The sequence below is a fragment of the Massilia sp. 05N420 genome (genome assembly GCF_056397205.1).
The window spans coordinates 45,954-70,946 of record NZ_JBFTMX010000015.1 but is presented as its reverse complement, the minus strand read 5'-3'; the positions used below and the strand labels follow the sequence as shown (position 1 = coordinate 70,946).

At 65.5% G+C, this 24,993-nt stretch carries 16 protein-coding genes and 1 pseudogene; 14 read left to right on the top strand and 3 right to left on the bottom strand.

Annotation, left to right across the window (positions count from 1 at the left end; translation table 11 throughout):
- Positions 1-4 precede the first annotated feature (4 nt).
- The 13 genes from AC1DIX_RS11590 (at position 5) to proX (ending at position 19,943) form a co-directional block, all read left to right on the top strand.
- Positions 5-1,525, top strand: a complete 1,521-nt coding sequence (locus tag AC1DIX_RS11590) for a tryptophan halogenase family protein (protein WP_477324398.1) — start codon at positions 5-7, stop codon at positions 1,523-1,525.
- Positions 1,489-4,191, top strand: a complete 2,703-nt coding sequence (locus tag AC1DIX_RS11585) for a beta-mannosidase (RefSeq protein WP_477324396.1) — start codon at positions 1,489-1,491, stop codon at positions 4,189-4,191. Before AC1DIX_RS11590 ends, AC1DIX_RS11585 begins: the two co-directional genes overlap by 37 nt.
- 163 nt (positions 4,192-4,354) lie before the next feature.
- Positions 4,355-5,341, top strand: a complete 987-nt coding sequence (locus AC1DIX_RS11580) for a LacI family DNA-binding transcriptional regulator (RefSeq protein WP_477324394.1) — start codon at positions 4,355-4,357, stop codon at positions 5,339-5,341.
- A gap of 22 nt (positions 5,342-5,363) precedes the next feature.
- Positions 5,364-6,581: an AGE family epimerase/isomerase gene (locus AC1DIX_RS11575; RefSeq protein WP_477324393.1), complete on the top strand. Its 1,218-nt coding sequence runs from the start codon at positions 5,364-5,366 to the stop codon at positions 6,579-6,581.
- A complete protein-coding gene (locus AC1DIX_RS11570) occupies positions 6,574-7,509 on the top strand; it encodes a carbohydrate kinase family protein (RefSeq protein ID WP_477324391.1) in 936 nt (311 codons plus the stop codon). The genes AC1DIX_RS11575 and AC1DIX_RS11570 overlap by 8 nt, the downstream gene beginning before the upstream one ends.
- Positions 7,509-9,956 carry a GH92 family glycosyl hydrolase gene (locus AC1DIX_RS11565; RefSeq protein ID WP_477324389.1) on the top strand — a complete coding sequence of 816 codons (2,448 nt, stop codon included), beginning with the start codon at positions 7,509-7,511 and terminating at the stop codon, positions 9,954-9,956. The genes AC1DIX_RS11570 and AC1DIX_RS11565 overlap by 1 nt, the downstream gene beginning before the upstream one ends.
- A gap of 30 nt (positions 9,957-9,986) precedes the next feature.
- Entirely contained in the window at positions 9,987-11,237 is a 1,251-nt protein-coding gene (locus tag AC1DIX_RS11560; protein ID WP_477324387.1) for a sugar MFS transporter, read from the top strand.
- Positions 11,234-13,699, top strand: coding sequence for a glycoside hydrolase family 31 protein (locus AC1DIX_RS11555; RefSeq protein WP_477324385.1), 2,466 nt, complete (start codon positions 11,234-11,236; stop codon positions 13,697-13,699). The genes AC1DIX_RS11560 and AC1DIX_RS11555 overlap by 4 nt, the downstream gene beginning before the upstream one ends.
- A gap of 65 nt (positions 13,700-13,764) precedes the next feature.
- Complete coding sequence (locus tag AC1DIX_RS11550) at positions 13,765-15,132, top strand: 2-hydroxycarboxylate transporter family protein (protein ID WP_441935069.1); 1,368 nt, start codon at positions 13,765-13,767, stop codon at positions 15,130-15,132.
- Between the two features lie 121 nt (positions 15,133-15,253).
- Positions 15,254-16,162: a hypothetical protein gene (locus AC1DIX_RS11545; protein WP_477324383.1), complete on the top strand. Its 909-nt coding sequence runs from the start codon at positions 15,254-15,256 to the stop codon at positions 16,160-16,162.
- A gap of 405 nt (positions 16,163-16,567) precedes the next feature.
- Complete coding sequence (proV, locus tag AC1DIX_RS11540; RefSeq protein WP_477324381.1) at positions 16,568-17,803, top strand: glycine betaine/L-proline ABC transporter ATP-binding protein ProV; 1,236 nt, start codon at positions 16,568-16,570, stop codon at positions 17,801-17,803.
- Positions 17,800-18,879, top strand: a complete 1,080-nt coding sequence (gene proW, locus AC1DIX_RS11535; RefSeq protein ID WP_477324379.1) for a glycine betaine/L-proline ABC transporter permease ProW — start codon at positions 17,800-17,802, stop codon at positions 18,877-18,879. Before proV ends, proW begins: the two co-directional genes overlap by 4 nt.
- A 14-nt stretch (positions 18,880-18,893) precedes the next feature.
- Positions 18,894-19,943 (top strand): glycine betaine/L-proline ABC transporter substrate-binding protein ProX, encoded by a 1,050-nt coding sequence (gene proX / locus AC1DIX_RS11530; RefSeq protein WP_477324377.1) that lies wholly within the window; start codon positions 18,894-18,896, stop codon positions 19,941-19,943.
- Positions 19,944-20,013: 70 nt separating this feature from the next.
- Here the strand turns inward: proX and AC1DIX_RS11525 are convergent, their stop codons facing one another.
- From AC1DIX_RS11525 to AC1DIX_RS11515, 3 genes and pseudogenes are all read right to left on the bottom strand, one after another.
- Positions 20,014-20,442 (bottom strand): hypothetical protein, encoded by a 429-nt coding sequence (locus AC1DIX_RS11525; RefSeq protein ID WP_477324375.1) that lies wholly within the window; start codon positions 20,440-20,442, stop codon positions 20,014-20,016.
- A 99-nt stretch (positions 20,443-20,541) separates the two neighbouring features.
- Positions 20,542-21,783 carry a hypothetical protein gene (locus tag AC1DIX_RS11520; RefSeq protein ID WP_477324373.1) on the bottom strand — a complete coding sequence of 414 codons (1,242 nt, stop codon included), beginning with the start codon at positions 21,781-21,783 and terminating at the stop codon, positions 20,542-20,544.
- A 437-nt stretch (positions 21,784-22,220) separates the two neighbouring features.
- Positions 22,221-22,524, bottom strand: a pseudogene (locus tag AC1DIX_RS11515) (transposase); the annotation flags it as partial.
- Between AC1DIX_RS11515 and AC1DIX_RS11510 the strand changes: the two are divergent.
- A complete protein-coding gene (locus tag AC1DIX_RS11510; protein WP_477324371.1) occupies positions 22,496-24,883 on the top strand; it encodes a putative bifunctional diguanylate cyclase/phosphodiesterase in 2,388 nt (795 codons plus the stop codon). The pseudogene AC1DIX_RS11515 and the gene AC1DIX_RS11510 overlap by 29 nt on opposite strands.
- Positions 24,884-24,993 lie beyond the last annotated feature (110 nt).

Genomic DNA, 24,993 nt, shown 5'->3' with positions numbered 1-24,993 from the left:
CGCAATGAGCACGCAGAACCGTATCACCAGCATCACCATCGTCGGTGGCGGCAGCGCGGGATGGATGGCCGCCGCGGCCCTCGCCACCTACCTCGGCAAGGGCGCCTCGATCCGCCTGATCGAGTCCGAAGAGATCGGCATCGTCGGCGTCGGCGAGGCCAGTGTTCCCCACATCCGGCTGTTCAACGGCCAATGGCTCGGCATCGACGAAGCCGAGTTCGTCAAACGCACCCAGGCCACCGTCAAGCTGGGCATTCAATTCAAGGACTGGACCCGCATCGGCGACAGCTATATCCACGGCTTCGGCGCCATCGGCCGTTCGCTGGGGCCGCTGCCCTTCCACCAGTTCTGGCTGAAGCTGCGCCAGGCCGGACGCGCCGGCCCGATCGGCGACTATTCGCCGCAGACCGTGATGGCGCCGCGCGGCAAGTTCGCGCCGGGGGACCATAAGGCGCCGCCGAATTCGCCGCTGGCCGACATCGCCTACGCCTACCATTTCGACGCCACCCTGTACGCGCGCTTCCTGCGCGAACTGGCGGAGCAGCGCGGCGCCCGGCGCATCGAAGGCAAGATCGTCAAGGTGAACCGGCGCGCCGAAGACGGCTTCGTCGAATCGGTGACGCTGGAAAGCGGGCAGGTGGTCGACGGCGAACTGTTCATCGACTGCTCGGGTTTCCGCGGCCTGCTGATCGAGCAGAGCCTCGAGAGCGGCTGGCAAGACTGGTCGCATTGGCTGCCCTGCGACCGCGCGCTGGCGGTACCCAGCGCCAGCACCGCCCCGATCACGCCCTACACCCGCTCGACCGCGCGCGCGGCCGGCTGGCAGTGGCGCATTCCGCTGCAGCACCGCACCGGCAACGGTTATGTCTATTCGAGCCGCCACATCAGCGACGACGAAGCTTGCGCGACCCTGCTGGCCAACCTGGACGGCGAGGCGCTGGCCGAGCCGCGTCCCTTGCGCTTCACGGCCGGCATCCGCAAGAAAATCTGGAACAAGAACGTGGTGGCGGTGGGCCTGGCCAGCGGCTTCCTGGAGCCCCTGGAATCGACCAGCATCTACTCGGCGCAATCGGGCATCACCCGCCTGCTGAGCTACTTCCCCACGCGTGACTTCGATCCGCAGCTGATCGAACGCTACAACCGCGAATCCGCCTTTGAGTACGAGCGGATCCGCGACTTCATCATCCTGCACTACCACGCCACCGAACGCAACGACACCCCGTTCTGGGACCGCTGCCGCACGATGGAGGTGCCGGAAACCCTGCGCGAAACGATCGAACTGTTCCGCACCGACGGGCGCTACTTCCGCAACGGCGAGGATTTCTTCGCCCTGCCGAGCTGGGTCCAGGTGATGCTGGGGCAGGGCATCGAGCCGCGCGGCTACCACCCGATGGTGGACGAGATGCCGGAAGACCGTCTGGTCGAACTCGTCGAAGGCATGCGCGGCTCGCTGGCGCGCGCGGTGGACTCGATGCCGACCCACGAGGAATGGATCGAGCGCTACTGGAAGGCGCCCGCGCGATGAGCGGCCGCCCATTCCTGCGTTCGGGCGCGCGCCTGCTGCTGGGGTTTTGCCTGGCGGTGGCGGCCGCCTCCGCGATGGCCGTCGCGCCGGAGGGCGTCCGCATCGACAAAGGCTGGAGCTTCCGTCTCCTGCCCGGCAACGCCCAGGGCGCCGCCCATGCCGAAGCCGCGCCCTGGCGCGCGGCGACGGTGCCGGGCACCGTGCATACCGACCTGTTCTCGAACAAGCTGATTGCCGACCCTTATGTCGGCGCGCCCGAGGCGAAGCTGCAGTGGATCGGCCTGGCCGACTGGGAATACCGTACCCGCTTCGACGCGCCGCGCACGGCACTGGATTCTGCGCGCAGCGACCTGGTGTTCGAAGGCCTCGATACCTATGCCGAGGTCTGGCTGAACGGCAGCAAGGTACTCGATGCCGACAACGCCTTCCGCACCTGGCGCGTGCCGGTGCAGGGCAAGTTGCGCGCGAAGGGCAATGAATTGCGCATCGTGTTCCGCTCGCCGATCGCGAAGCTGCTGCCGGGCGTGCAGGCGATGCCGCACAAGCTGCTCGRCAACTATCCTTCGCCCTACGGCGACGAGCCGAAGGACGCGATGACCGCCAACTTCGTGCGCAAGCCCGGTTACCACTATGGCTGGGACTGGGGTCCGCGCTACGTCACCGCCGGCATCTCGAAACCCGTCGTGCTGCAGAGCTGGGACACGGTGCGTATCGACGACCTGCAGTTGCGCCAGGACCGCGTCGACGAAGCGCGCGCCGACCTCGCCGCACTCGCCTCCCTCGACGTGGTGCGCGAGGGTGCCTTCATTCTCCGCCTGTGGCAGACCACGCCGGACGGCAGGCGCTCGCTGGCGGCCGAACGCCGCGCCGAACTGCATGCGGGCGCCAACCGCATCGAACTGCCGGTGCAGGTCGACCGTCCGCAGCGCTGGTTCCCGAACGGCTATGGCGCGCAGCCGCTGTACCGCTACGAGCTGGAGATCGGCAACGGCGGTAAGGGCGCGATTGCCAGGGCCGGCGCGCGCACCGGCCTGCGCAGCATCGAACTGCGCCGCGACCCCGACGACAAGGGCCGCAGCTTCTACTTCGCCGTCAACGGCATTCCCGTGTTCGCCAAGGGGGCGAACACCATCCCCTTCGACATGTTCCAGCCGCGCGTGAACAAGGCCCAGCTGCGCCGGGTGCTGCAGTCGGCGGTTGATGCCAACATGAACTTCCTGCGCAGCTGGGGCGGCGGCTATTACGAAAGCGAGGATTTCTTCGACCTGGCCGACGAGCTGGGCCTGCTGGTGTGGCAGGACTTCATGTTCGGCGGCGGCATGCCGCCGGCCTATGACGACGCCTTCCGCGCCAACGTGGTGCTGGAAGCGCGCGACCAGGTGCGGCGCCTGCGCAACCACCCGAGTCTCGCACTCTGGTGCGGCAACAATGAGGAAGAAATCGCCTGGAAATACTGGGGAGCGGGCAAGGAGCTGAAGGCCGCCGATCCGGCTTTCGCCGACAAGGTCTGGAAGGGCTATGTGCAGCTGTTCGGCACCGACCTGCGCAAGGTCGTGGCGGAAGAAGGCGGCGGCATCGCCTACTGGGCCAGCTCGCCCGGCGACGACCTGCTTGACGTCGCCAACACGCCCGCCAGCGGCGACATGCATTATTGGGAAGTCTGGGGCAACCCGGCCTACCCGCCGTCGAAGTACCTGGAGATCACGCCGCGCTTCATGTCCGAATACGGCCTGCAGGCCTGGCCGGTGCAGCGCACCATCGACGCCTTCGCCAGGCGCGAGGAGCAGGGCATCGCCACGCCGGTGATCGAGGCCCACCAGAAGTTCCTGGCCGGGAAGGGCAACGAAAGGCTGATGAAGTATGTGGACTACGAATTCGGCGAGACCAGGGATTTCGCGGCTTTCGTCTACCTGAGCCAGGCGGCGCAGGCCGAGGGCATCGAGCTGGCCGCGCTGCACCACCGCGCCAGACGCCCCTTCACCATGGGTTCCCTGTACTGGCAGCTCAACGACGTCTGGCCGGGTGCGTCCTGGTCCAGCGTGGACTGGTTCGGGCGCTGGAAGGCACTGCAATTCCATGCGCGCCGCTTCTATGCGCCGGTGGCGGTGGCCGCACTGCGTTCGCCCGGCGGCAAGACCACGGTCAGCCTGCTCAACGACCGCACGCATGCCGTGAAGGGCGAGCTGCGCCTGCGCCTGAGCACCCTCGACGGCAAGCTGCTGCGCGACGAGCGCAGGCCGGTCGAGCTGGCGCCGCTGTCGGCGGCGAAAGCCGTCGACTATACCGATGCCGAGCTGCTCGGCGGCGCCGATCCGGCATCCACCGTCGCGGTGTTCGACCTGCGCGTCGACGGCGAACCGGCGTCGCGCGGCGCCGTGTATTTCAGGGCCGCGAAGGACATGCAGTGGCCCGATCCGGGCTTGCAGGCGCAATGGCGCCGCGACGGCGACGGCTATGCCCTCGAACTGCATGCGGCGAAGTTCGCGCGCGCCGTCTGGCTCGATACCGGCGAGCTCGATGCCGAGCTGTCCGACAATGCGCTGACCCTGCTGCCGGGCGAAAGCGTGGTGCTCCATGTTGCGTCGAAAGCCGGCCTCGAATCGCTGCGCACATCCCTGCGTTTACGTTCGCTGGCCGGCATGCAGATGTTTACTAAAACGCGCTAAAAACCGCTCCGATGCGGCCGCCGTCATTGACGCGGGCGGCGGCTGCGATAAAACTAACCGAGCAGTAAGCAAGCATCGAACACGCCCGAAAAACGCACACATAAGCGTTTAATAAACAAAGACATTGGAGACTCTTCATGCACTTGATTTCCAAGGTGCGGCCATGAGCCAGGCCACCCTCCGCGACATCGCGGAGGTCACCGGCCTGTCGATCGGCACCGTGTCGCGGGCGCTGAAGAACCAGGCCGGCATGACCGAGACGACCCGCAGCAAGGTACGCGAGGCCGCCATGCGCCTGGACTACGACTTCGGCCAGCTGAAGAAAGGACGCATCCGCCGCATCGCCTTCCTGCTGCACAGCCAGCACAACACGCTGGCGTCCAGCCCCTTCTTCTCGCCGGTGCTGCAGGGCGCCGAAGAAGCCTGCCGGCGCGAGGGTGTCGCCCTGTCCTTCATCGCGGTCGACCCGGCCGAGCCGGTGCTGGCCCAGATCCGCGTGCACCAGCCGGATGCCATCGTCTGCGCCGGCTTCTTCGAGCCGGAAGTGCTGGCCGCGCTGCAGCAGGTCGGCAAGCCTATCGTGCTGGTGGACATGCACAGTCGCGGCGTAACCTCGGTCAACCCGGACAACCTGCGCGGCGGCTACCTGGCCACCCAGCACCTGCTGCGCTGCGGCCGCAAGCGCATCGCCATGCTGTCCGGTTCGCTGGCCCACTACAGCATCCAGCAGCGCAACCGCGGCTTCCGCCAGGCGCTGTTCGACGCCAGGGTCCATGCCGACCCGAGCCTCGAAGTGAGCATGCCCTTCATCGACGAAGGCGAGGAGGCGGTGGCGGAAGCCATGCGCAGCCTGCTCGAGCTGCCGAAGCCGGCCGACGCGGTCTTCTGCTACAACGACAGCACGGCGCTGGCCGCCATGAAGTTCTGCCTGAACGAGGGGATGAAGGTCCCCCACGATATCGCGATCGTCGGCTTCGACGACATCGCCGCCGCCGCCGCCGCCATTCCTCCGCTCAGCACCGTCCGGGTGGACAAGGAAGCGCTGGGGCGGGCCGGCATCGATTTACTGCTTCACCAACCAGACGACAACCCATCCCAGATAACCGTGCCCGTCGAGATGATCGTACGCGAGAGCAGTTGCGACGACTGATGCACATCCAACCATGCCTACCATGACTACTCTCCCGAATTTCCGCGACCCCGCCGTCCTGCTCGACCATGCGCAGCACACCATGCGCTTCTACCATCCGCGCGCGATCGATCCCGCCGGCGGCATGTTCCAGTATTTCAAGGACGACGGCGAGATCTACGACCCGCGCCACCGCCACCTGGTCAGCAGCACGCGCTTCGTGTTCACCTATGCGATGGCCTACCGCCACTTCCACGATCCGGCCTACCTGGAGGGCGTGCGCCACGCCGTGCGCTTCCTGCGCGAGGCCCACCGCGCGCCGGACGGCAGCGGCTACGCCTGGATGCTGGACGGCCGCGACGTCGAGGACGGCACCCAGCACGCCTACGGCGAAGCCTTCGTGCTGCTGGCCTATGCGCATGCGACGATGGCCGGCGTGGAAGAGGCGCGCGCCTGGATCGGCGAGACCTTCGAGCTGATGGAGAAGCGCTTCTGGAGCGAGGCGGACGGCCTGTACGCCGACGAAGCCAGCCAGGACTGGAGCACGCTCTCCAGCTACCGCGGACAGAACGCGAATATGCACGCCTGCGAGGCGCTGCAGGCCGCCTGGCAGGCCACCGGCGAACAGCGCTACCTGGAACGCGCCTATACCGTCGCCTACAACATCACCCAGCGCCAGGCGCAGCGCTGCGGAGGCCTGATCTGGGAGCACTACGACGCCCAGTGGCAGCCGGACTGGAAGTTCAACATCGACGACCCGGAAAACCTGTTCCGCCCCTGGGGCTACCAGCCCGGCCACTTCACGGAGTGGGCCAAGCTGCTGGTGCAGCTGGAGGCGCGCGGCAAGGGCGTGCTGGACAAGGACGTCGACTGGCTGCTGCCGACCGCGGAAAAACTGTTCACGGTGGCGGTGGAGAAGGGCTGGGACCCCGAGCACGGCGGCCTGTGCTACTCGCTGGCACCTAGCCTGACGATCTGCGACTGGCACAAGTATTTCTGGGTGCAGGCCGAGAGCGCCGCGGCGGCCGCCATGCTGGCCAAGCGCACCGGCAACGCCAGGTACTGGGACTGGTACGATCGCCTGTGGGCCTACAGCTGGACCCACATGGTCGACCATGAATACGGCGCCTGGTACCGCATCCTCGACCGCGAGAATCGCAAGCTGAGCGACGAGAAGAGCCCGGCCGGCAAGGTCGATTACCACACCATGGGCGCCTGCTACGACATCGTGGCCGTGCTGCGGGAGGCCGGCGATGCCTGATCCGATCAATACGGCGCCGCTGATGCTGTGCGCCGGCGAGGCGCTGACCGACATGATCCACAAAGGCGGCGAACAATGGGTGAGCCGCGTCGGCGGCTCCGTATGGAACGTGGCGCGCGCGCTGGCGGTGCTGGGCGAACCCACCGCCTTTGCCGGCGCAGTCAGCCGCGACCGCTTCGGCGAGGCCCTGTGGAACGCCAGCGAGGAAGTCGGCCTGAACCTGGGCCTGATGCAGCGGGTGGAGCGCTCGCCGCTGCTGGCCGTGGTGGAGCAAGGCGAGCCGCCGCGCTACTTCTTCGTCGGCGACGACAGCGCCGACCTGCACTTCGATCCCGAAGCGCTGCCCGCGGAATGGCTGGATTCGCTGCGCTGGGCCCACTTCGGCGGCATCAGCCTGGCGCGCGAACCGCTGGCCTCGAAGCTGGTCGCGCTGGCGAAAAAACTGAAGTCCCACGGCGTCAGGATCAGCTACGACCCGAATTACCGCAACGTGATGGGCAGGGAGTATGCGTGGACCCTGCAGAGCATGGCGACCCTGGCCGACGTGATCAAGGTGTCGGACGACGACCTGCGCGGCCTGCTTCCGCACTACCAACTGGACGAGGCGCTGCAGCATCTGCGCGGCTTCAATCCGGACGCGATCTGCCTGCTGACGCGCGGCGGCCAGGGCGCCAGCCTGTACCGCGGCGCGGAGCGCTGCGATGCGCGCGCGCCCAAGGTGACGGTAGTGGACACGGTCGGCGCCGGCGACGCCAGCGTGGCCGGCCTGCTGCACAGCCTGGCGGGCCATCCCGACCGTCCGTTGCAGGCTCACCTGCATGCGGCGCTGGCGGCCGGTTCCGCCGCCTGCCTGCAGTCCGGCGCCACCCCGCCGCCGCCGGCGGCCATGCAACAACTGTTCGAACAGCTCGAAGGAGAAGCACCGTGATGAGCCGTACCCGTTTTGCCCTGTTCCAGCCGGCGCTGTGCGCCGCGCTGCTGGGGGCCTTCGCGCTGCCGATGGCCGCGCAGAGCGCGTCCGCGCCGGCTTCCGTCGCCGCGGCTCAGTTAGCCGGTCCTATGCCGGTCAACACCTTCATCGGCACCCAGGACGAAGGCAATACCTTCCCCGGTGCCTCGGCGCCGTTCGGCATGATCCAGGTCAGCCCGACCGCCGACCACTACGCCGGCTACCGCTACAGCGACAAGCGGATCCGCGGCTTCGGCCATTCCTACGTGTCCGGCGCCGGCTGCTGGGAGCAGGGCGGGCAGCTGCCGGTGCTGCCGGTGACCGGCACCATCGGCCCCGGCGGCGATTTCGACACCAGCAAGCCGGGCAGCTTCGACTACAAGAAATACGGCGCCGAATACAGCCACGAGGGCGAGGTCGGCCAGGCCGGCTACTACAAGGTCCAGCTCACCAGCTACGGCGGCATCACCGCCGAGGCAACCGCGCTGACCCGCGCCGCCGCCGAGCGCTACACCTTCGCGCCCGGCGCCGCCACCGGCCACGTGCTGCTCAACCTGGGCCAGGCCAACGAACGCCACAACGTGGTCGGCAGCGAAGTGAAGGTGGTGGACGACCGCAGCGTCGAGGGCAAGATCGTCACCAACAGCTTCTGCGGCGGCGCCAAGTACACCACCTGGTTCCGCATCGTGTTCGACCGCCCGGTGATCGCCCACGGCATCTGGGACGACCGCGGCGGCTGGCCGAACGCGAACGGTCCGAGCCAGGCGGGCGAAGCCAAGCCGCATGGCGTCTGGCTGAGCTTTGACCTGAAGAACGGCCGCGCCGTCACCGCGGTCAGCGCGATTTCCCACGTCGACGCCGAGGGTGCGCGCAGCAACCTGCGGGCCGAGGGCATGGCCGCCGGCAAGCCGATGAGCTTCGATGCGATGAAGGACAAGGCGCAGGCGGCCTGGCAGCGCGAACTGGCCAGCGTGCGCATCGAGGGCGGCAGCAACGACGACCGCACCGTGTTCTACACCGCGCTCTACCACGCTCTGCTGCAGCCGATGACCGGCAACGATGCCGACGGCCGCTACCGCGGCTACGACGACAACGTCCACACGGCCAGGGACTGGACCTACTACGAGTACTTCTCGCTGTGGGACACCTACCGCGCCCAGAACCAGTTGCTGGCCATGCTGCGCCCGCAGCGCGCGCGCGACATCGCGAATTCCGTGCTGAAGATCCGCGAGCAGGGCGGCTGGCTGCCGCGCTGGGGCTATGCCAACTTCGAGACCAATGTGATGACCGGCGACCCGGTCACGCCCTTCCTGGTCGACCTGTGGCGCTACGGCGCGCTGAAGGGCCGCGAACGCCAAGCCTATGAGGCGCTGCGCCAGAATGCCTTCGGCGTCCCGCCGTTCAATATCCGCCCGCAGGGCCGCTCGGGCAACCCCAGCTACCTGCGCCAGGGCTTCGTGCAGTACGACCGCACCTTCATGGCCAAGGGCATGGACACCGACCCGCACCACGGCGCCTCGGCGACCCTGGAGTATGCGCTGGCCGACAGCGCGCTGGCGAAGATGGCCTGGGCCATCGGCGAGGAAGACGACTCGATGACGCTGTCGCAGCGCGCCCTCAACTGGAAGAAGATCTGGGACGCGTCGGTGGTCGACGCCCCGACCGGCCAGCGCGGCTTCCCGCGCCCGCGCCTGAACGACGGCAGCTGGTTCGCCGACGTCGGCAGCGGCTTCGATCCGCGCGGCGACCACGGCTTCCACGAAGGCACGGCCTGGCAATACCAGTGGCTGGTGCGCCAGGAYATCCCGGGCTTGGCCGCGGCGATGGGCGGCAAGGCCGAAGCCCTGCGCCGGCTCGACCTGTTCTTCGACTACGACGCCGTGCTGGCCGACCCGAACGCCGTGCGCAAGTCCTGGGTCGTGGGACCGTACAGCTACTACAGCCAGTTCCGCTACAACCCGAACAACGAGCCCGACCTGCACGCCCCCTGGGTCTATACCCTGATGGGCCAGCCCTGGAAGACCACCACCGTGCTGCGCGCGGCCGAGACCCTGTTCGGCAACGGCCCCAGCGGCGTGACCGGCAACGACGACCTCGGCACCATGTCGGCCTGGTACCTGTTCAGCGCGCTGGGCATGTATCCGGACACGCCGGGCAGCGGCCGTTTCATCCTGCACGCGCCGCGCTTCGCCCGCGCCGAAGTCGACATGGGCAACGGCCATACCCTGCGCATCGAGGCGCCCGAAGCCAGGGCCGGCGAGCGCCGCTTCGTGCAGTCGGTGAACTGGGCCGGCAAGCCGCTGTCGCGGGTGTGGCTGGACTGGGAGCAGCTGCAGGCCGGCGGCACCCTCGGCTACCGCCTCGCACCGCAGCCGGACACCGCGGGCTGGGGCACGCAGGCGGACGACCTGCCGTCAGCACTATAAGCACGATAGAAAATCGATAGGAGACACCGTATGGAACATATTTCGCAGCCGGCGCTGCGGCCGCAATCGGATGCCCGCACGGGCAATACCGGGCCGCTGGTCATCATCACCATCCTGTTCTTCATGTGGGGCCTGCTGACCGCGCTGAACGACGTGCTGATCCCGCACCTGAAGGCGCTCTACACGCTGAACTACGTGCAGGCGATGCTGGTGCAGTTCTGCTTCTTCGGCGCCTACGCCATCGTCTCGCTGCCGGCCGGCATGCTGATCAAGAAGATCGGCTACCAGAACGGCGCCGTGACCGGGCTGGTGATCGCCGCCTGCGGCTGCGCGCTGTTCTATCCGGCGTCGATGAGCGGCTATGCGCTGTTCCTGCTCGGATTCTTCGTGCTGGCAGCCGGCATCACCATCCTGCAGGTGGCGGCCAACCCCTATGTGACGGTGCTGGGCGACCCGCGCACGGCCTCGAGCCGCCTGTCGCTGACCCAGGCCTTCAACTCGCTGGGCACCACCATCGCGCCCATCCTCGGCGGCATCCTGATCCTGGCCGAAGGCGCCCAGGTCAGCGAGGCGGCCAGCGTCCAGAAGCCCTACCTGACCCTGGCCGGCGCGCTGCTGCTGCTGGCGGTGCTGTTCGCTTTTGCCCGCCTGCCGAAGATCGAACACGCGGACGACGGCGTGGTGCAGCTCGACAGCACCACCAAGGCCTCGGTGCTGGCCCATCCCCACCTGCTGATGGGGGCGATCGGCATCTTCCTCTACGTCGGCGGTGAAGTCAGCATCGGCAGCTTCCTGATCAACTTCATCGGCGAGCCGCACATCGCCGCCCTCGGCCCGGCGGACGCGGCCCACTACGTCAGCTACTACTGGGGCGGTGCGATGGTCGGACGCTTCGTCGGCTTCGCGGTGATGCGCTATGTCAGCCCGGGCAAGACCCTGGCCTTCAATGCGGCCGTCTCGATCGCGCTGATCCTGGTCGCCATCTTCGGCCACGGCCAGGCCGCGATGTGGGCCATCCTCGCCGTCGGCCTGTGCAATTCGATCATGTTCCCGACCATCTTCAGCATGGCCTTGTACCGCCTCGGCAAATTCACCGGCCAGGCCTCGGGCATCCTGTGCATGGCCATCGTCGGCGGCGCCGTGGTGCCCTTCGTGCAGGGCCTGCTGGCCGACTCGATCGGCCTGCAATGGTCCTTCGTGGTGCCGGCCGCCTGCTATGCCTTCATCCTGTACTTCGGCCTGAGGTTCGCCGGCCTGTACGGCACCGGCAAGCAGCAGTGAACGGAAGTCGGCTCCTGCCGGCGCTGGCGGGAGCCGGCCTGCTGGCCCTGGCCGCCATGCCGGCCGCTGCGGCCCTGCGCCCCGCAGGCAAGGTCGTGCAGGCCCTGCCGTCCGCCGACGGCGTGGACCTGCGCCTGTCCAGCGGCGCCCGGGTCCATGTCGGCTTCGCCACGCCCGATGTGGTGCGGGTGCGGATGGCGCCTTCCGGCAGCTTTGCGCCGGACCTCTCCTATGCGATCGAGGGCGCGCCGCCCACCGCCAGGGCGACCGTGGCGAAGCGGGGCGCCGTGACCGAATTGCGCTCCGCCAGCGGCACGCGGGTGGTGATCCGCAACGCGCCCGAGCTGGCGATCTCGGTGTACGACGGCGCCGGCCGGCTGGTGCTCGCCAACGACCCGGCGCGTCCGATGTCCTTCGACAGGGAGGAGGGCGCGGTCGAAACCGCGATGCGCCGCGACGACTACGAGCTGTACTACGGCTTCGGCGAAAAGACGCTGCCGCTGTCGCGGCACCAGCAAGCCACGGTGATGTGGAACTCGGACGTCGCTCCCTATGCGGTGGGCCACGATCCGTCCTACCAGGCGATTCCCTTCTTCATCGCCCTGCATGAGGGCAGGAGCTACGGCCTGTTCTTCAATAACACCTGGCGCAGCTGGTTCGACATGGGCAAGCGCGAGCCCCACCGCTACAGCTTCGGCGCGAACGGCGGCGAGCTCGATTACTACGTCTTCACCGGCGGCGAAGAGCGCAGCCCGGCCGGCGTCCTGCGCGACTATACGGCCCTCACCGGGCGCGGCGCCCTGCCGCCGCTGTGGGCGCTGGGCTACCAGCAATCGCGCTGGTCTTATATGACTCAGGAAAAGGTGCTCGACATCGCGCAGGAGTTCCGCAAGCGCCGGATCCCGGCCGACGTGCTCTACCTCGACATCGACCACATGGACGGCTTCCGCGTCTTCACCTGGAATGCCGGGACCTTCCCCGACCCGAAGCAGATGCTGGACCGGCTGCACGGAGAAGGCTTCCACGCCGTGACCATCGTCGACCCGGGCATCAAGCTCGATGAGAATTATGCTGTCTACCGCAGCGGCAGGGAGCAGGGCGTCTACGTCCGCAAGCCCGACGGCAGCGAGCTGCACGAGAAGGTCTGGCCGGGCATCTGCGCCTTCCCGGACTTCACCCTGCCGGCGGCGCGTGCCTGGTTCGGCAGCCTGTATGCAGCGGCGCTGGATCTCGGCGTCGACGGCTTCTGGAACGACATGAACGAGCCGGGCGTGTTCCCGGCCGACGGTTTCGACAAGCCGGAGATGTCGCTCGGGCCGCAGCGGACCTTCCCGCTCGACGCCCGCCATGCCGGCGACGGCCGGCCCGGCAGCCATGCGCAATACCACAACGTCTATGGCATGCAGATGGCGCGCGCCAGCTTCGAGGGCTTGCGCAAGCTGCGGCCGGGGCGCCGTCCGCTGGTGCTGACGCGCGCCGGTTTCGCCGGCGTGCAGCGCTACGCCGCGGTCTGGACCGGCGACAATTCGCCGACCTGGTCCCACCTGGCGCTGACGATTCCGATGCTGACCAACCTGTCGGTGTCGGGCGTGCCCTTCGTCGGTGCCGACGTCGGCGGTTTCATGGGCAGTCCGAGCGCCGAGCTGCACACCCGCTGGCTGCAGGCGGCGGCGCTGACGCCTTACTTCCGCACCCATTCGAACGACGTCTCCGCCGCGCGCGAGCCCTGGGCCTTCGGCGCCGAACTCGAAGGCGTCAACCGCGCCACCATCGAGCTGCGCTACCGCCTGCTGCCCTATCTGTACACGCTGTTCGCCGATAACGAACGCACCGGCATGCCGCCGATGCGTCCGCTGTGGTTCATGTACCCCGGCGATACGCGCGCCAGCCTGGTCGACGACCAGTTCCTGCTCGGCGGCGACCTGCTGGTGGCGCCGGTGCTGCAGGAAGGGCAGACCAGCCGCGAAGTGGTTTTCCCGAAGGGCGATGCCTGGATCGCCTGGTGGGACGGCAGCCGGCATGCGGGCGGCACGGTGGCCCGGGTAGCCGCGCCGCTGGACCGGCTGCCGCTGTTCGTCCGCGCCGGCGCCGGCATTCCGACGGCGCCGGTGGTGCAGCACACGGGCGAGATGAAGACGGTGCCACTGACCCTGCTCGTCGCCGCCGGCGCCACCGGCAGCAGCCACGTGTTCCAGGATGCCGGCGACGGCTACGGCTACCGCAGTGGCGCATCGCGCACCATCGGGATGAAGCAGGAGGAGGGCGGCCTGCGGCTGGAGATCCCGCCGAATACCGGCTACCAGCGCGTGGGCGCCGTCGAGTTCATCGGCATCGACAAGCCGCCGGCCGCCATCCGCATCGACGGCAAGCAGGTAGAGGACGCGCACTTCGATCCGGCCACGCGGCGCCTGCGGATCCCGCTGCAGGACGAAAACGTGCGGCGGATCGAGCTCGAACACTGAAAGCTAATTGAAGGGGAAGCACGGTTAGAGTGGCGCCATATTCACCAGACCTATCGTTGGTATTCATGAAAAACGCTAACCGACTTCCGCTGCAAAACCCACCGGCCCAAGCCCAGACCGAGGTACAAGCGTCCGCTCCATCCAGGCCCCATCCGTTCTGGAAACTGATGGACATGCGTCTCGGCATCGTCCCGCTGCCCGTCTATCTCCTGCTGGTGGCGCTGATCGGCGGCTTCGTCGCGACCGGCAAGGTGCCGAACGATATCTGCGTCTCGATCGCCATCCTGACCGTCGGCGGCTTCTCGTGCGCGGAACTGGGCAAGCGCCTGCCGTTCTTCCGCAACATCGGCGCCGCCGCGATATTCGCCACCTTCATCCCGTCCTACCTGGCCTTCAGCCACCTGATCCCGGCGCCGGTGCTGAAGAACGTGGTCGACTTCACCAAGTCCACCAACTTCCTCTACCTGTTCATCTCGTCCATCATCGTGGGCAGCATCCTGAGCATGGACAGGTCGGTGCTCATCAAGGGCTTCATCAAGATCTTCGTCCCGCTGGCCATCGGCTCGGTGGCGGCCGGCATCGTCGGTACCGCCGTCGGCGTGGCGCTGGGCAAGGGCGCCTTCCACACCTTCTTCTACCTGGTCGCGCCGATCATGGCCGGCGGCGTCGGCGAAGGCGCGATCCCGCTGTCGATCGGCTATGCCGGCATCCTGCACGAAGCCCAGGGCGAGATCTTCGCCCAGGTGCTGCCGCCGGTGATGCTGGGCAGCCTGACGGCGATCCTGCTGGCCGGCATGCTGAATGCGATCGGCAAGAAGCGCCCGCACCTGACCGGCGAAGGCCGCCTGCAGCCGGGCGAGCAGGACGATGCGAAGCCGCTGGCCGAAGTCATTCCCCTGCATATGGACATCGGCCATATCGCGGCCGCCGGCATCACCTCGATCTCGCTCTACATGGTGGGCATGCTGGCCTTCCGCCTGTTCGAGTTCCCGGCGCCGGTGGTGATGCTGTTCGTCGCCGTCATGTTCAAGCTGTCGCGCGGCGTCTCGCCCCAGCTCCAGCAGAGCTCCTACGTCGTCTATAAATTCTTCTCGACGGCGGTCACCTATCCGCTGCTGTTCGCCATCGGCGCCTCGATGACGCCCTGGGACAAGCTGGTCGCCGCCTTCAACGTGACGAACCTGGTCATCATCGTGTCGACGGTCGTGACCCTGATGGCCACCGGCTTCGTGGTGGGCCGCAAGATGAACATGTATCCGATCGAGGCGGCGATCGTCAACGCCTGCCACAGCGGCCAGGGCGGCACCGGCGACGTCGCCATCCTGACCGCCGCCAACCGCATGCAGCTGATGCCCTTCGCGCAGATCGCCACCCGGATCGGCGGCGCGATCACCGTCACGCTGACGCTGATTGCGCTGGCCAGGCTGCACTAATCCTCCGCGTGTTTAGGAAACAGCACTAAATTGCAGCCCGATGTGAAGGGATTTGCTGAACGGCCGACGCTTCCTTTGTAATATCCGGAACGATCGCCTATCCTTCATATCGGAGTCATGCATGTTCGCTCGTCTTCGGCTGTCGCTGCTGGCCGGCGCCCTGGCCGCGTCCACAAGCTTCGCCGCCACCCCGGCACCGGGTAATCCCAACCATTCCGCGGTCTTCGGCGGCGGCCCCTTCTACAGCGGCGGCCAGGCGGTAATGGACGATCTGCGCGCATCCGGCTTCGACACGGTGATCCTGTGGAGCATCCACGTCGACGCCAAAAGCGGAAACCTCATCCTCAACGACAAGCTGCTCGTGGCCGACGGCCGCTATGTGGGCGATCCGGACTGGCCGTCCCGGCTTGCCACGCTCAAGCGGCAGCCCACCGGGGTCAGGCGCATCGAGGTGTCGATCGGTTCGGGCGGCACCAATGATTTCGCGGCCATTCGCGACCTCATCGCCGCGCAAGGCAGCGGCCCAAGCAGCATCCTGTACCGGAATTTCCAGGCCTTGAGAGCCGCGACCGGCGCCGATGCCGCCAACTTCCACGACGAAAGCACCTACGACCTGGATTCGTCGGCCCGCTTCGGCAATATGCTGTCGGCCCTGGGCTACAAGCTCGCGCTGGTGCCTTATACGAAGCAGGCCTATTGGCGCAGCCTGAAGGATGCGCTCGGCGGCAAGGTCGACACCATCTACCTGCAGGTCTACGACGGCGGCGCGCGCAACAATCCCGCAGCCTGGTCGTCCGCGATAGGCATGAGCGTGAACCCGGGCCTGTGGTCGCTGCACGGCAAGGCTTGCCTGCAGGGCGATTCGCCGGCCGTCGTGTGGACCAGGATGAGCACGTGGAAGGCGACGGCCGGCATTACCGGCGGTTTCATGTGGCTGTACGACGATATGCAGGCCTGCGGTGCCAGGGCCGGCGCGGCGCAGTATGCGCAGGCGATCGAAGCGGCCGTTGGCACGGCAAACAGCCCATAAGCAGCCCATAAGCAGCCGGGTTTCCGCCTTGGCAGAACATCGCTAGCACATTCCAATTTGGAAGGCTACTGGACTTTTGCGTCTGTTTGCGCTATCATTAGTGCAATATATTTGTTCAAAAGTATCTCCGCAGCACCGTATTTCCTCTCAACGAGCGGGAAATCATTCTTGGGCCCAGCGCCCGTATCCGTAATCGTTTGACGCATTGTTCGTCAAATACCTGCGTCGTCAAAAGTCCTGAAACCCAGCCTCTTTTGACACGCCTATGACACCTTGGCACCGGCACGAACGCACGCCGGAAAAGCGTGCCTCGTCCTATTCGTCGCTTGCGCACGCCAATGCGCCGTTGCATCGCCAACGGCCCAGGGTTTCATTGCCTTTGCAAAATCGAAGGAGAACCACCACGTGGCAAAACAAATCATCATCGACCATGTCTTCAAGGTCTACGGCGACCAGCCAGAACAGGCATTGGAACTGGTCCGCCAGGGAGCCGGCAAGCAGGAAATCCTGGCCAGGACCGAATGCACGATCGGCGTGTTCGACGCCAGTTTCACCATCGAGGCGGGAGAGATCTTCGTCATCATGGGCCTGTCCGGTTCGGGCAAGTCGACCCTGGTGCGCATGCTGAACCGCCTGGTCGAGCCGACCGCCGGCCGCATCCTGATCGACGGCGAAGACATCAATACGCTGCCGGAGACGCAGCTGCGCGCCCTGCGCCGCAAGGACATCAGCATGGTGTTTCAGTCCTTCGCACTGCTGCCGCATGTGTCCGTGCTGGACAACACGGCCTTCGGCATGGAACTGGCCGGCATTCCCAAGGCCGAGCGCCATGCGCTGGCCCGGCAGGCGCTGGAGCAGGTGGGCCTCGCGGCCTATGACGCCAGCTATCCCGACGAATTGTCCGGCGGTATGCAGCAACGCGTGGGACTGGCGCGCGCCCTGGCTTGCGATCCCTCGATCCTGCTGATGGACGAGGCATTTTCCGCGCTCGATCCCATCATGCGCACGGAAATGCAATCGGAGCTGCTGCGCCTGCAGCAGATCAAGCGCCGCACCATCGTCTTCATTTCGCACGACCTCGATGAAGCCATGCGTATCGGCGACCGGGTCGCCATCATGAAGGACGGGCATGTGGTGCAAGTGGGCACGCCCGAGGAAATCCTGCGCAAGCCCGCCAACGATTACGTGCGCAACTTCGTGCGCGGCGTCGATGCGGCGGCCGTCTTCAAGGCCGGCGACATCGCCCGCAAGAGCCAGATCGTGGTGTCGGAATCGCCGAGCCGCGGTTCGCGTGCGGCGTTGACGATGCTGGAAGAGCAGGACCGGGCCTACGCCTATGTCGTCAATCCGCGGCGCCAGTTCCTCGGGGTGGTGTCGGCCGATTCGCTGCGTAGCGCGCTCGAAGGCCATACCGGTCCGCTGGGCCTGTCGCACGCCTACCTGCCGGAGGTGCAGACCATTAATGCGGACGAGCCCGTTTCCGGCCTGTTCGGGCAAGTGGCGCAACTGCCGTATGCGGTGCCGGTGGTGGCCAGCGACGGCGGCTTCCGCGGCGCCATCAGCAAGACCACCCTGCTGAAATTCCTCGACCGCGATACGCCCRCCATTGCCGAGCCACAAACACAGAAAGGACAAGCATGAATCCCAGTACCGCCACTGCCCAGACCAACCCTTGGCTGCCGACGCCGTCGACCGATACTTCCTGGCTCGACGCGGCGCCGGCCGTCACGCCCGACCACGCCGGCGGCTTTCAGCTGACGCAACTCTTCGATGGTTCGCTGCCGCTGGAATCCTGGATCAACCAGGGCCTGGGCTGGGTGGTCGCGCATTGCCGGCCGTTTTTCCAGGCGGTGCGCGCGCCGATCGACGCGACACTGGGCGGCATGGGCGAGCTGCTGCTGGCCGCGCCGTCGATGGTGGTGATCGCCATCATCGGCCTGCTGGCCTGGCAATTCACCAGCCGCGCGCTGGCCGCCGGCACCGTGCTGGCGCTGCTGGTCCTGTCGATGCTGGGCGTCTGGCCGGAAGCGATGATCACCCTGTCGCTGGTGCTGACCTCGCTGGCTTTCTGCCTGGCGATCGGTTTGCCCCTGGGAATATTCCTGGCCAGCAGCGAACGCGCGCAGAATGTCCTGCGCCCGCTGCTGGACGCCATGCAGACCACGCCCGCCTTCGTGTACCTGGTGCCGGTGGTCATGCTGTTTGGTATCGGCAATGCGCCCGGCGTGATCGTGACCATCATCTTCGCCCTGCCGCCGCTGGTGCGCCTGACGAACCTGGGCATTCGCCAGGTCCGTCCCGACCTGGTCGAAGCGGCGCGCGCCTATGGCGCTTCGCCCTGGCAGCTGCTGACCCGCGTGCAGTTCCCGCTGGCCATGCCGTCGATCATGGCCGGCATCAACCAGTCGCTGATGCTGTCGCTGTCGATGGTGGTGATCGCCTCGATGATCGCGGTCGGCGGCCTGGGCCAGATGGTGCTGCGCGGGATTGGCCGCCTGGACATGGGCCTGGCCACCGTGGGGGGCCTTGGCATCGTGCTGCTGGCCATCACCCTGGACCGCCTGACGCAGGCGATGGGGAAACCGCGCCGCGGCGTGCGTCACTGGTACCAGACGGGCCCGGCCGGTTTCATCCTCCGCCTGGTACGCGGCGGACCGGCGCGCGGCGAAGCGGCCGCGCCCGCCAGGTCTCCTAATCGCACGATAAGCGCACAATAACAAGAAAGGACATCATGCAACGAATCGAACACTTCAAGGCCACATATAAAGCGCAGCGCAGGTTCCAGTGGTTCTCGGCCCTGGCGCTTGCCGCGCTTGCCCTGACCACCTCCCTGGCGATGGCGCAAACGCCCGATGCCGGGCTGCCCGGCAAGGGCATCAAGGTGCAGGCGCTGCAAAGCCCGATCGCCGAGGAAACCTTCCAGACCATGCTGGTCGAACGTGCCCTGGAAAAGCTGGGCTACGAGACGCAGCCGATCAAGGAAGTCGACTATCCGACCGCGCATATCGCGATTGCCAACGGCGACGCGACCTTCCTCGCCGTGCATTGGGACCCTTTGCACCAGGACTACTACAACAATGCCGGCGGCGACGCCAGGCTGCTGCGCGTGGGCCAATACGCCGGTCCGGCCGCGCAAGGCTACCTGATCGACAAGGCGACGGCCGACAAGTACCACATCACGAATATCGGCCAGCTGCGCGACCCGGCGCTGGCGAAACTATTCGACCATGACGGCGACGGCAAGGCCGACCTGACCGGCTGCAATCCGGGCTGGGGCTGCGAGGCGATGATCGAAAACCACATGGACGCCTACAAGCTGCGCGCCACGGTCAAGCATGTGCAGGGCAGCTATTCGGCCCTGATCGCCGATACCATCGGCCGCTACCAGCGTGGCGAACCCATTCTGTACTACACCTGGACACCCTACTGGGTGAGCGGGGTGCTGGTGCCGGGCAAGGACGTGGTCTGGCTGCAGGTGCCGTTCTCGTCGAATCCGCAGAACGCGAATACCCGTCTCGACGACGGCAGCGACTATGGATTTGCCGTGAACACGACGCGGATCGTCGTGAACCGCGCCTGGGCCGACAGGAACCCGGCGGCCGTGAAGCTGTTCGACGTCATGCGCCTGCCGATCGCCGACATCAATGCGCAAAACGAGCGCATGCGGACCGGCGAAAACACCCAGGCCGACATCGCGCGCCATACGGCAGGCTGGATCAAATACCACCAGCAGCTGTTCGATGGCTGGATCGCGCAGGCGCTGGCGGCGGCGAAGCCCTGAGTCGAGCGCCGTTTGCGGCTTCCCTCGTGGTGCGGGATGTCAATCTGACCGCGTCACGGCAAGGCGCTCGTCAACGCGATGGCCTCTTATGCACGCGGAAGCTTCGTTTGGCGGGCGGCTTCGGCACTGCGCCGACAGGGGCATGCGCGACCTGCTTATGCCGGTCTTCGATATAGACGGGGTTGGAGCGCTCCATGATGCCAATGGCCCGTACGGAATCGAGTTCGAGCGCTCCGGTAAGGGTGATGACGTGGCGTCCGGGCAGGAAGGCCGATTCGTCCATTCTCTCAGGTGCGTGGTGCCAGGGCCCGAATAGCCGCATGAGTATTTGCTTGAGTGTCCCCCGGGGGCCCGCGTCGGATAGGCGCTTGGCGTCGTCAGGCTCGGGCGGGCTGACGAGTGAGGTTCCGGAGCGCGGAAACCCCGAGCGGAGCAATTCGTCCAGTACATGCTGGGCGTCGACCGGGTTGTTGAAGACTGCTGTGAGATCGTGGCGCATGACCTGCCTCTTTTCGCTTGCTCGTTCAATCAGGCGGCAGCCTTGTTCCAGACGACTTCTGGAGCGACAGGTGCCGATGCGCTTGGTGTCAGCGGCCCATCAAGACCTTACGCGCTCCCAGCCATGGCGTACCGCCGCCTTCACTTTGTTCCAGGCCGGCGCAGCGCTGCCGGCATGTTCGGTTTCCCCAGGCACTTCCGGCGTGGCCATGCGCGTCGTTTCAGTGTCGGGCCTTGTTTCGTATGAATGGCCGGCAGGCTCCTTTGTATCCGTGTCCAGCCGGATCCTGTTCCAGCCATGGGTCACGGCATTCTTGAAATTTCCCCATGACGATAGTTGCCCCGCGTGGCGCGCGTTCCAGGCGTCCTCGACATCGGATGGGGAGCTCCGCCAATCGCGGCTGCGATAGTTCTCGCTGCGCTCTGCTTCGCTGCCTGACAGGGAGGCCGGGGCGTCGTTCTTCTCCTCGCTATCGCCGGCATCGTGCGCGTATATTGCGTTCCAGTGGGTACGGTAATAACTGTCGTCGTCGATGTCGGGCGACGCGCTGTTCCAGCCGCGGCGTATGGCGTTCCTGCTCTCGTCCCAGGCAGCAGCGCCGCTCGCGCCCGCTTCCCAGGCGCTCTTCAGGGCGGGCTCGACCTCGTCCCAGGAACGGTTGCGGTACTTGTCGCTGATACGCATCTCCTTGCCATAGCGGTAGGCCGCCATGTCATCGCCGTGTACGGTGCCGTGCGAATCCGCGAAGGTGGCCGGGGTGCGGACATGCAGTCTGTCTTCGTCAGGATGGACCCATTGGGAGTCCGCGCCCATCGTTTCCTGGAAGGTGTTGCCGGTCGGCGGTGAATCGGCACGCTGGATGCCGAAGTAGCGACTGTCTTCATGGGCGCGGCCCTGCAGGGCGCCTGGCTCGGTACCGGGCGGGTAGGCGCGAGCCATCCGGCCGGCATCTTGCCCGGCGCCGACGCTGCCATGGTCCCACACCGCATCGTGCGTTTCGATGCCGAGCGGACCGAAGCGCTCGATGATGGCGGCGGCGCGCGCGATATCCGGCTCGGAATCGGCCGTGAGCGTCACGATGTGGCGTCCGCGCAGGAATGCATCGGCATATGCTGCGCTATGCTCGCGCTGTCCGGTGTGGAACAGCCTCGCGGCGAGTCGTTTGACCGGGCCGTTGGCTTTTGCGTCCTCGCCGTCCAATCCGACGTCGTCGTCTTGCGTAGTTGGGAGCTCGTTCGACAGGGCCGTATCGGCGGGCGAATATCCAGAGGCCAGCAATTCGTCCAGGACGTGCTGGGCATCGCTTCGGTGAGCGAAGACGGCTTTCAATGTGTGACGCATGACGTACTCCCGATGTGACCGTTGCAATCAGGGGGGGCGGGCAGGTAGAGACCTCGCATGCTCCCCCGTACTACTTGCGTCGTGCCGGGAGTGGCCGTCACTAACGGCCGTGTTCCGTGCATTGCCGTTGAATTACCGCGACCAAGCAGTGTGGGTCACTTCATGCAGTACGGCGCTTGAATGATAAAAGCATACGCCTAATCGGCGTCCCGTGTGCTCTATTTCGCCTAGATGCTCAACACGGGTCCGCAATGCGTCGCGCATAAGCTTTCATCAAGGGGCGCATCGACATACCATTGCGCCAGGATGAATGTCGTGACAGTCACTAACACGAAGCTCACCATCTCTCGGCCGAGACTGCCGGATACCCCGTGATGCACGGCGAACATCAGGTAGTACACCGATCCGATGCCACGGATGCCCAATCAGTGCACCTACCGCCGCACCGGGAATTGGTCCTGTAATTCAACAATGAAGGTGTACCTTACCCGGACGTCTTGGCAAACTACACCGCGACCAGTTCAAGATGCTGCGCTCATCCGTGACGCGCTTCAACTCGGCCTCCAGCCGCCGCATTTCATCGGCCTGCGAATCCACAGCCTTGCGCTCCTCTTCAGGCACGCCGTAGCGCTTCGTCCAGTTGTACAGGCTGTGGATACTCCCCCAGGCGCGCGGCTACGTCGCTTGCCGGTGGCCACGCTCGGCCACCTGCTTGACCGCCGCTGCAATCGTCGTAGCGATTCATACAGGCATCATCGCTCGCCTGCATCACAGGTTCCCGCAACCCAACAAGTTGACGCTGTCACGAAACAGCCTATACTCGTTTAGTCTCTGCGCTAAAAGCCTGCGCGAAGCTAGCATCTGGGATTTGGTGCGCAGGCTTCCTTCGCTCCTCATAAATCGTGCAGGTGGCAGCGACGTCTGCCGAAATGCATCCGTTGGCGGCGTGGTCATGCGGCGCCAGCACGCTAAGCCGAGCCACGTCATTAGAATCGGTGACAACGGAGAAAACGTGGCAAATCGAGTCCTCATCATTTCCCCCATCGCGGACGACATCCTCGCCCTGAAGAATGCCTTAGGTGAGGCCTTCGATGGTCCCTTCGATGTGGAATGCGCGGCTACTTTGGCAGAAGGCATAGAGCGCATTCGCCAGGAAGGGATCGATGTAATCCTGGCGGATTTGATGCTGCCAGACGGCACGGGCTTGGCTTGCTTCGATCAACTATACGAAGTGGCGCGCCACATACCGATCCTGACGCTGTGCGACCTCGACAATGAAGACGATGCCAAGGAGGCCGTCCAGCGCGGCGCCCAAGGCTGGCTATCAAAGGGGTACTTCGACAACAGCCTAGTGCCGCAGTCCTTGCGTAACATTATCGAACGCATGAAAGTGGAGCAACGTCTGTATGTCGCCACGGCGCGTGCAGAAATTACGCTTAACTCGATCGGCGATGCCGTCATCTCTACCGACACGGCCGGCCGCGTTGATTATTTGAATACCGCGGCCGAACTGATCACCGGGTGGCTGCGGGAGGACGCGAGTGGGATGCCTGTAGCGCAAGTGCTTAACCTTATCGACGCCGTGACGGGGCGCCCGATCATCAATCCGGTTGAATACGTCCTGCAAAGCGATTACTCCTCGGGTTTGACTGGCGAAGTCGTCCTTGTCGACCGTCATGGCAAGCTTATTCCGATCGAAGATTCTGCCGCGCCAATTCACGATTGGAATGGACAGCTTGTGGGTGCCGTGATGGTGTTCCGGGACATCTCTAGCACCGTCGCATTGACATCGAAAATGCGACACCTCGCGCAGCATGATTTCCTTACCAACCTGCCCAACCGAGTCCTTTTGAATGACCGCATTACTCAGGCTATTGCTTCGGCCAAGCGCAGCAACACAAACCCGGTATTATTGTTCCTTGATCTGGACAAGTTCAAGCATATCAACGACTCCTTGGGGCACGCTGTCGGCGATCAGTTGTTGCAAGCCGTCTCGGAACGCCTGGTGCACTGCGTGCGCACTTCCGACACGGTCAGCCGCCACGGTGGCGATGAATTCGTGATCCTGCTCGCAGACGAACGGCGGCCGCACGATGCGGCGCTGGCGGCTGAAAAAATACTGCTCGCGTTGTCGACGCCTTTCCTCATCGATGGGCAGCAGTTGCATACGTCAACCAGTATTGGCATCAGCGTTTTTCCGCTCGACGGTACGGATGCCGTCGCCTTGATCAAGAATGCGGACACCGCGATGTATCATGCCAAGGAGCGCGGGCGCAACAACTATCAGTTCTTCCGCCATGACATGAATACGCGGGCCGTGGAGCGGCAGCTGATCGAAAGTAATCTACGCCAGGCGCTCGAACGCAAGGAATTCACGCTGCATTACCAGCCCAAGGTTGACCTGAAAACCAATTGCATCACCGGGGTCGAAGCCCTGCTGCGCTGGGAGCATCCAGAATGGGGACTGGTGTTGCCGGAGCGTTTCATCGTGATTGCCGAGGAATGCGGCCTCATCATTCCAATCGGGCGGTGGGTATTGAATGAAGCCTGCGAGCAGGCGGTGCGTTGGCGTAACCAAGGCATTTCCCCGGGGTCAATCGCGATCAACGTGTCGGCTCTGGAATTTCGTCATCGGGATTTTTTCGATCACGCGCTTACCGTCCTGGAGACCACTGGCGTGGACCCTGCCTGCCTGCAGCTCGAACTGACCGAGAGCGTGCTGATGCGCGATGTGGCGACCAGTGCCTGCTTACTGGCCAAATTCAAGACAATGGGCGTACAGATCGCCGTGGACGACTTTGGCACCGGTTATTCCAGCCTGAGCTACTTGAACCAATTTCCGATCGATGTGCTCAAGATCGACCAGTCGTTTGTAAAGGCAATCAATGCCGGACTTGAAAGCAATGGGGTCATCGTCAGCGCGGTCATCGGCATGGGCAAGAATCTGCACCAGCGTGTCATCGCCGAAGGCGTCGAAGATGAGGGGCAGTTTGCGTTTCTCAACGCGCACGGATGCAATGAAGGCCAGGGCTACTTCTTCAGCAAGCCGGTCGACGCGGTTCAAATGCAGGCAATGCTGAGCACGGGCATATGTGTCTGACGTGTCATGGCAAGGCATTCGTTATCGCGACGGCCCGGAGTAACCCGGGGTCCTCTTATGCACCCGGAAGGTTTGATTGGCGGGCGGTCTTGGCGCCGCGCCAACGAGGG

What these genes read in the sequence shown, in the direction of transcription:
- AC1DIX_RS11590 (WP_477324398.1), top strand. Translation starts at nt 5, where the DNA reads ATGAGCACGCAGAACCGTATCACCAGCATCACCATCGTCGGTGGCGGC.
- AC1DIX_RS11520 (WP_477324373.1), bottom strand. Translation starts at nt 21,783, where the DNA reads ATGCGTCACACATTGAAAGCCGTCTTCGCTCACCGAAGCGATGCCCAG.
- AC1DIX_RS11580 (WP_477324394.1), top strand. Translation starts at nt 4,355, where the DNA reads ATGAGCCAGGCCACCCTCCGCGACATCGCGGAGGTCACCGGCCTGTCG.
- proW (WP_477324379.1), top strand. Translation starts at nt 17,800, where the DNA reads ATGAATCCCAGTACCGCCACTGCCCAGACCAACCCTTGGCTGCCGACG.
- AC1DIX_RS11525 (WP_477324375.1), bottom strand. Translation starts at nt 20,442, where the DNA reads ATGCGCCACGATCTCACAGCAGTCTTCAACAACCCGGTCGACGCCCAG.
- AC1DIX_RS11550 (WP_441935069.1), top strand. Translation starts at nt 13,765, where the DNA reads ATGAAAAACGCTAACCGACTTCCGCTGCAAAACCCACCGGCCCAAGCC.
- AC1DIX_RS11570 (WP_477324391.1), top strand. Translation starts at nt 6,574, where the DNA reads ATGCCTGATCCGATCAATACGGCGCCGCTGATGCTGTGCGCCGGCGAG.
- proX (WP_477324377.1), top strand. Translation starts at nt 18,894, where the DNA reads ATGCAACGAATCGAACACTTCAAGGCCACATATAAAGCGCAGCGCAGG.
- AC1DIX_RS11545 (WP_477324383.1), top strand. Translation starts at nt 15,254, where the DNA reads ATGTTCGCTCGTCTTCGGCTGTCGCTGCTGGCCGGCGCCCTGGCCGCG.
- AC1DIX_RS11560 (WP_477324387.1), top strand. Translation starts at nt 9,987, where the DNA reads ATGGAACATATTTCGCAGCCGGCGCTGCGGCCGCAATCGGATGCCCGC.
- AC1DIX_RS11575 (WP_477324393.1), top strand. Translation starts at nt 5,364, where the DNA reads ATGACTACTCTCCCGAATTTCCGCGACCCCGCCGTCCTGCTCGACCAT.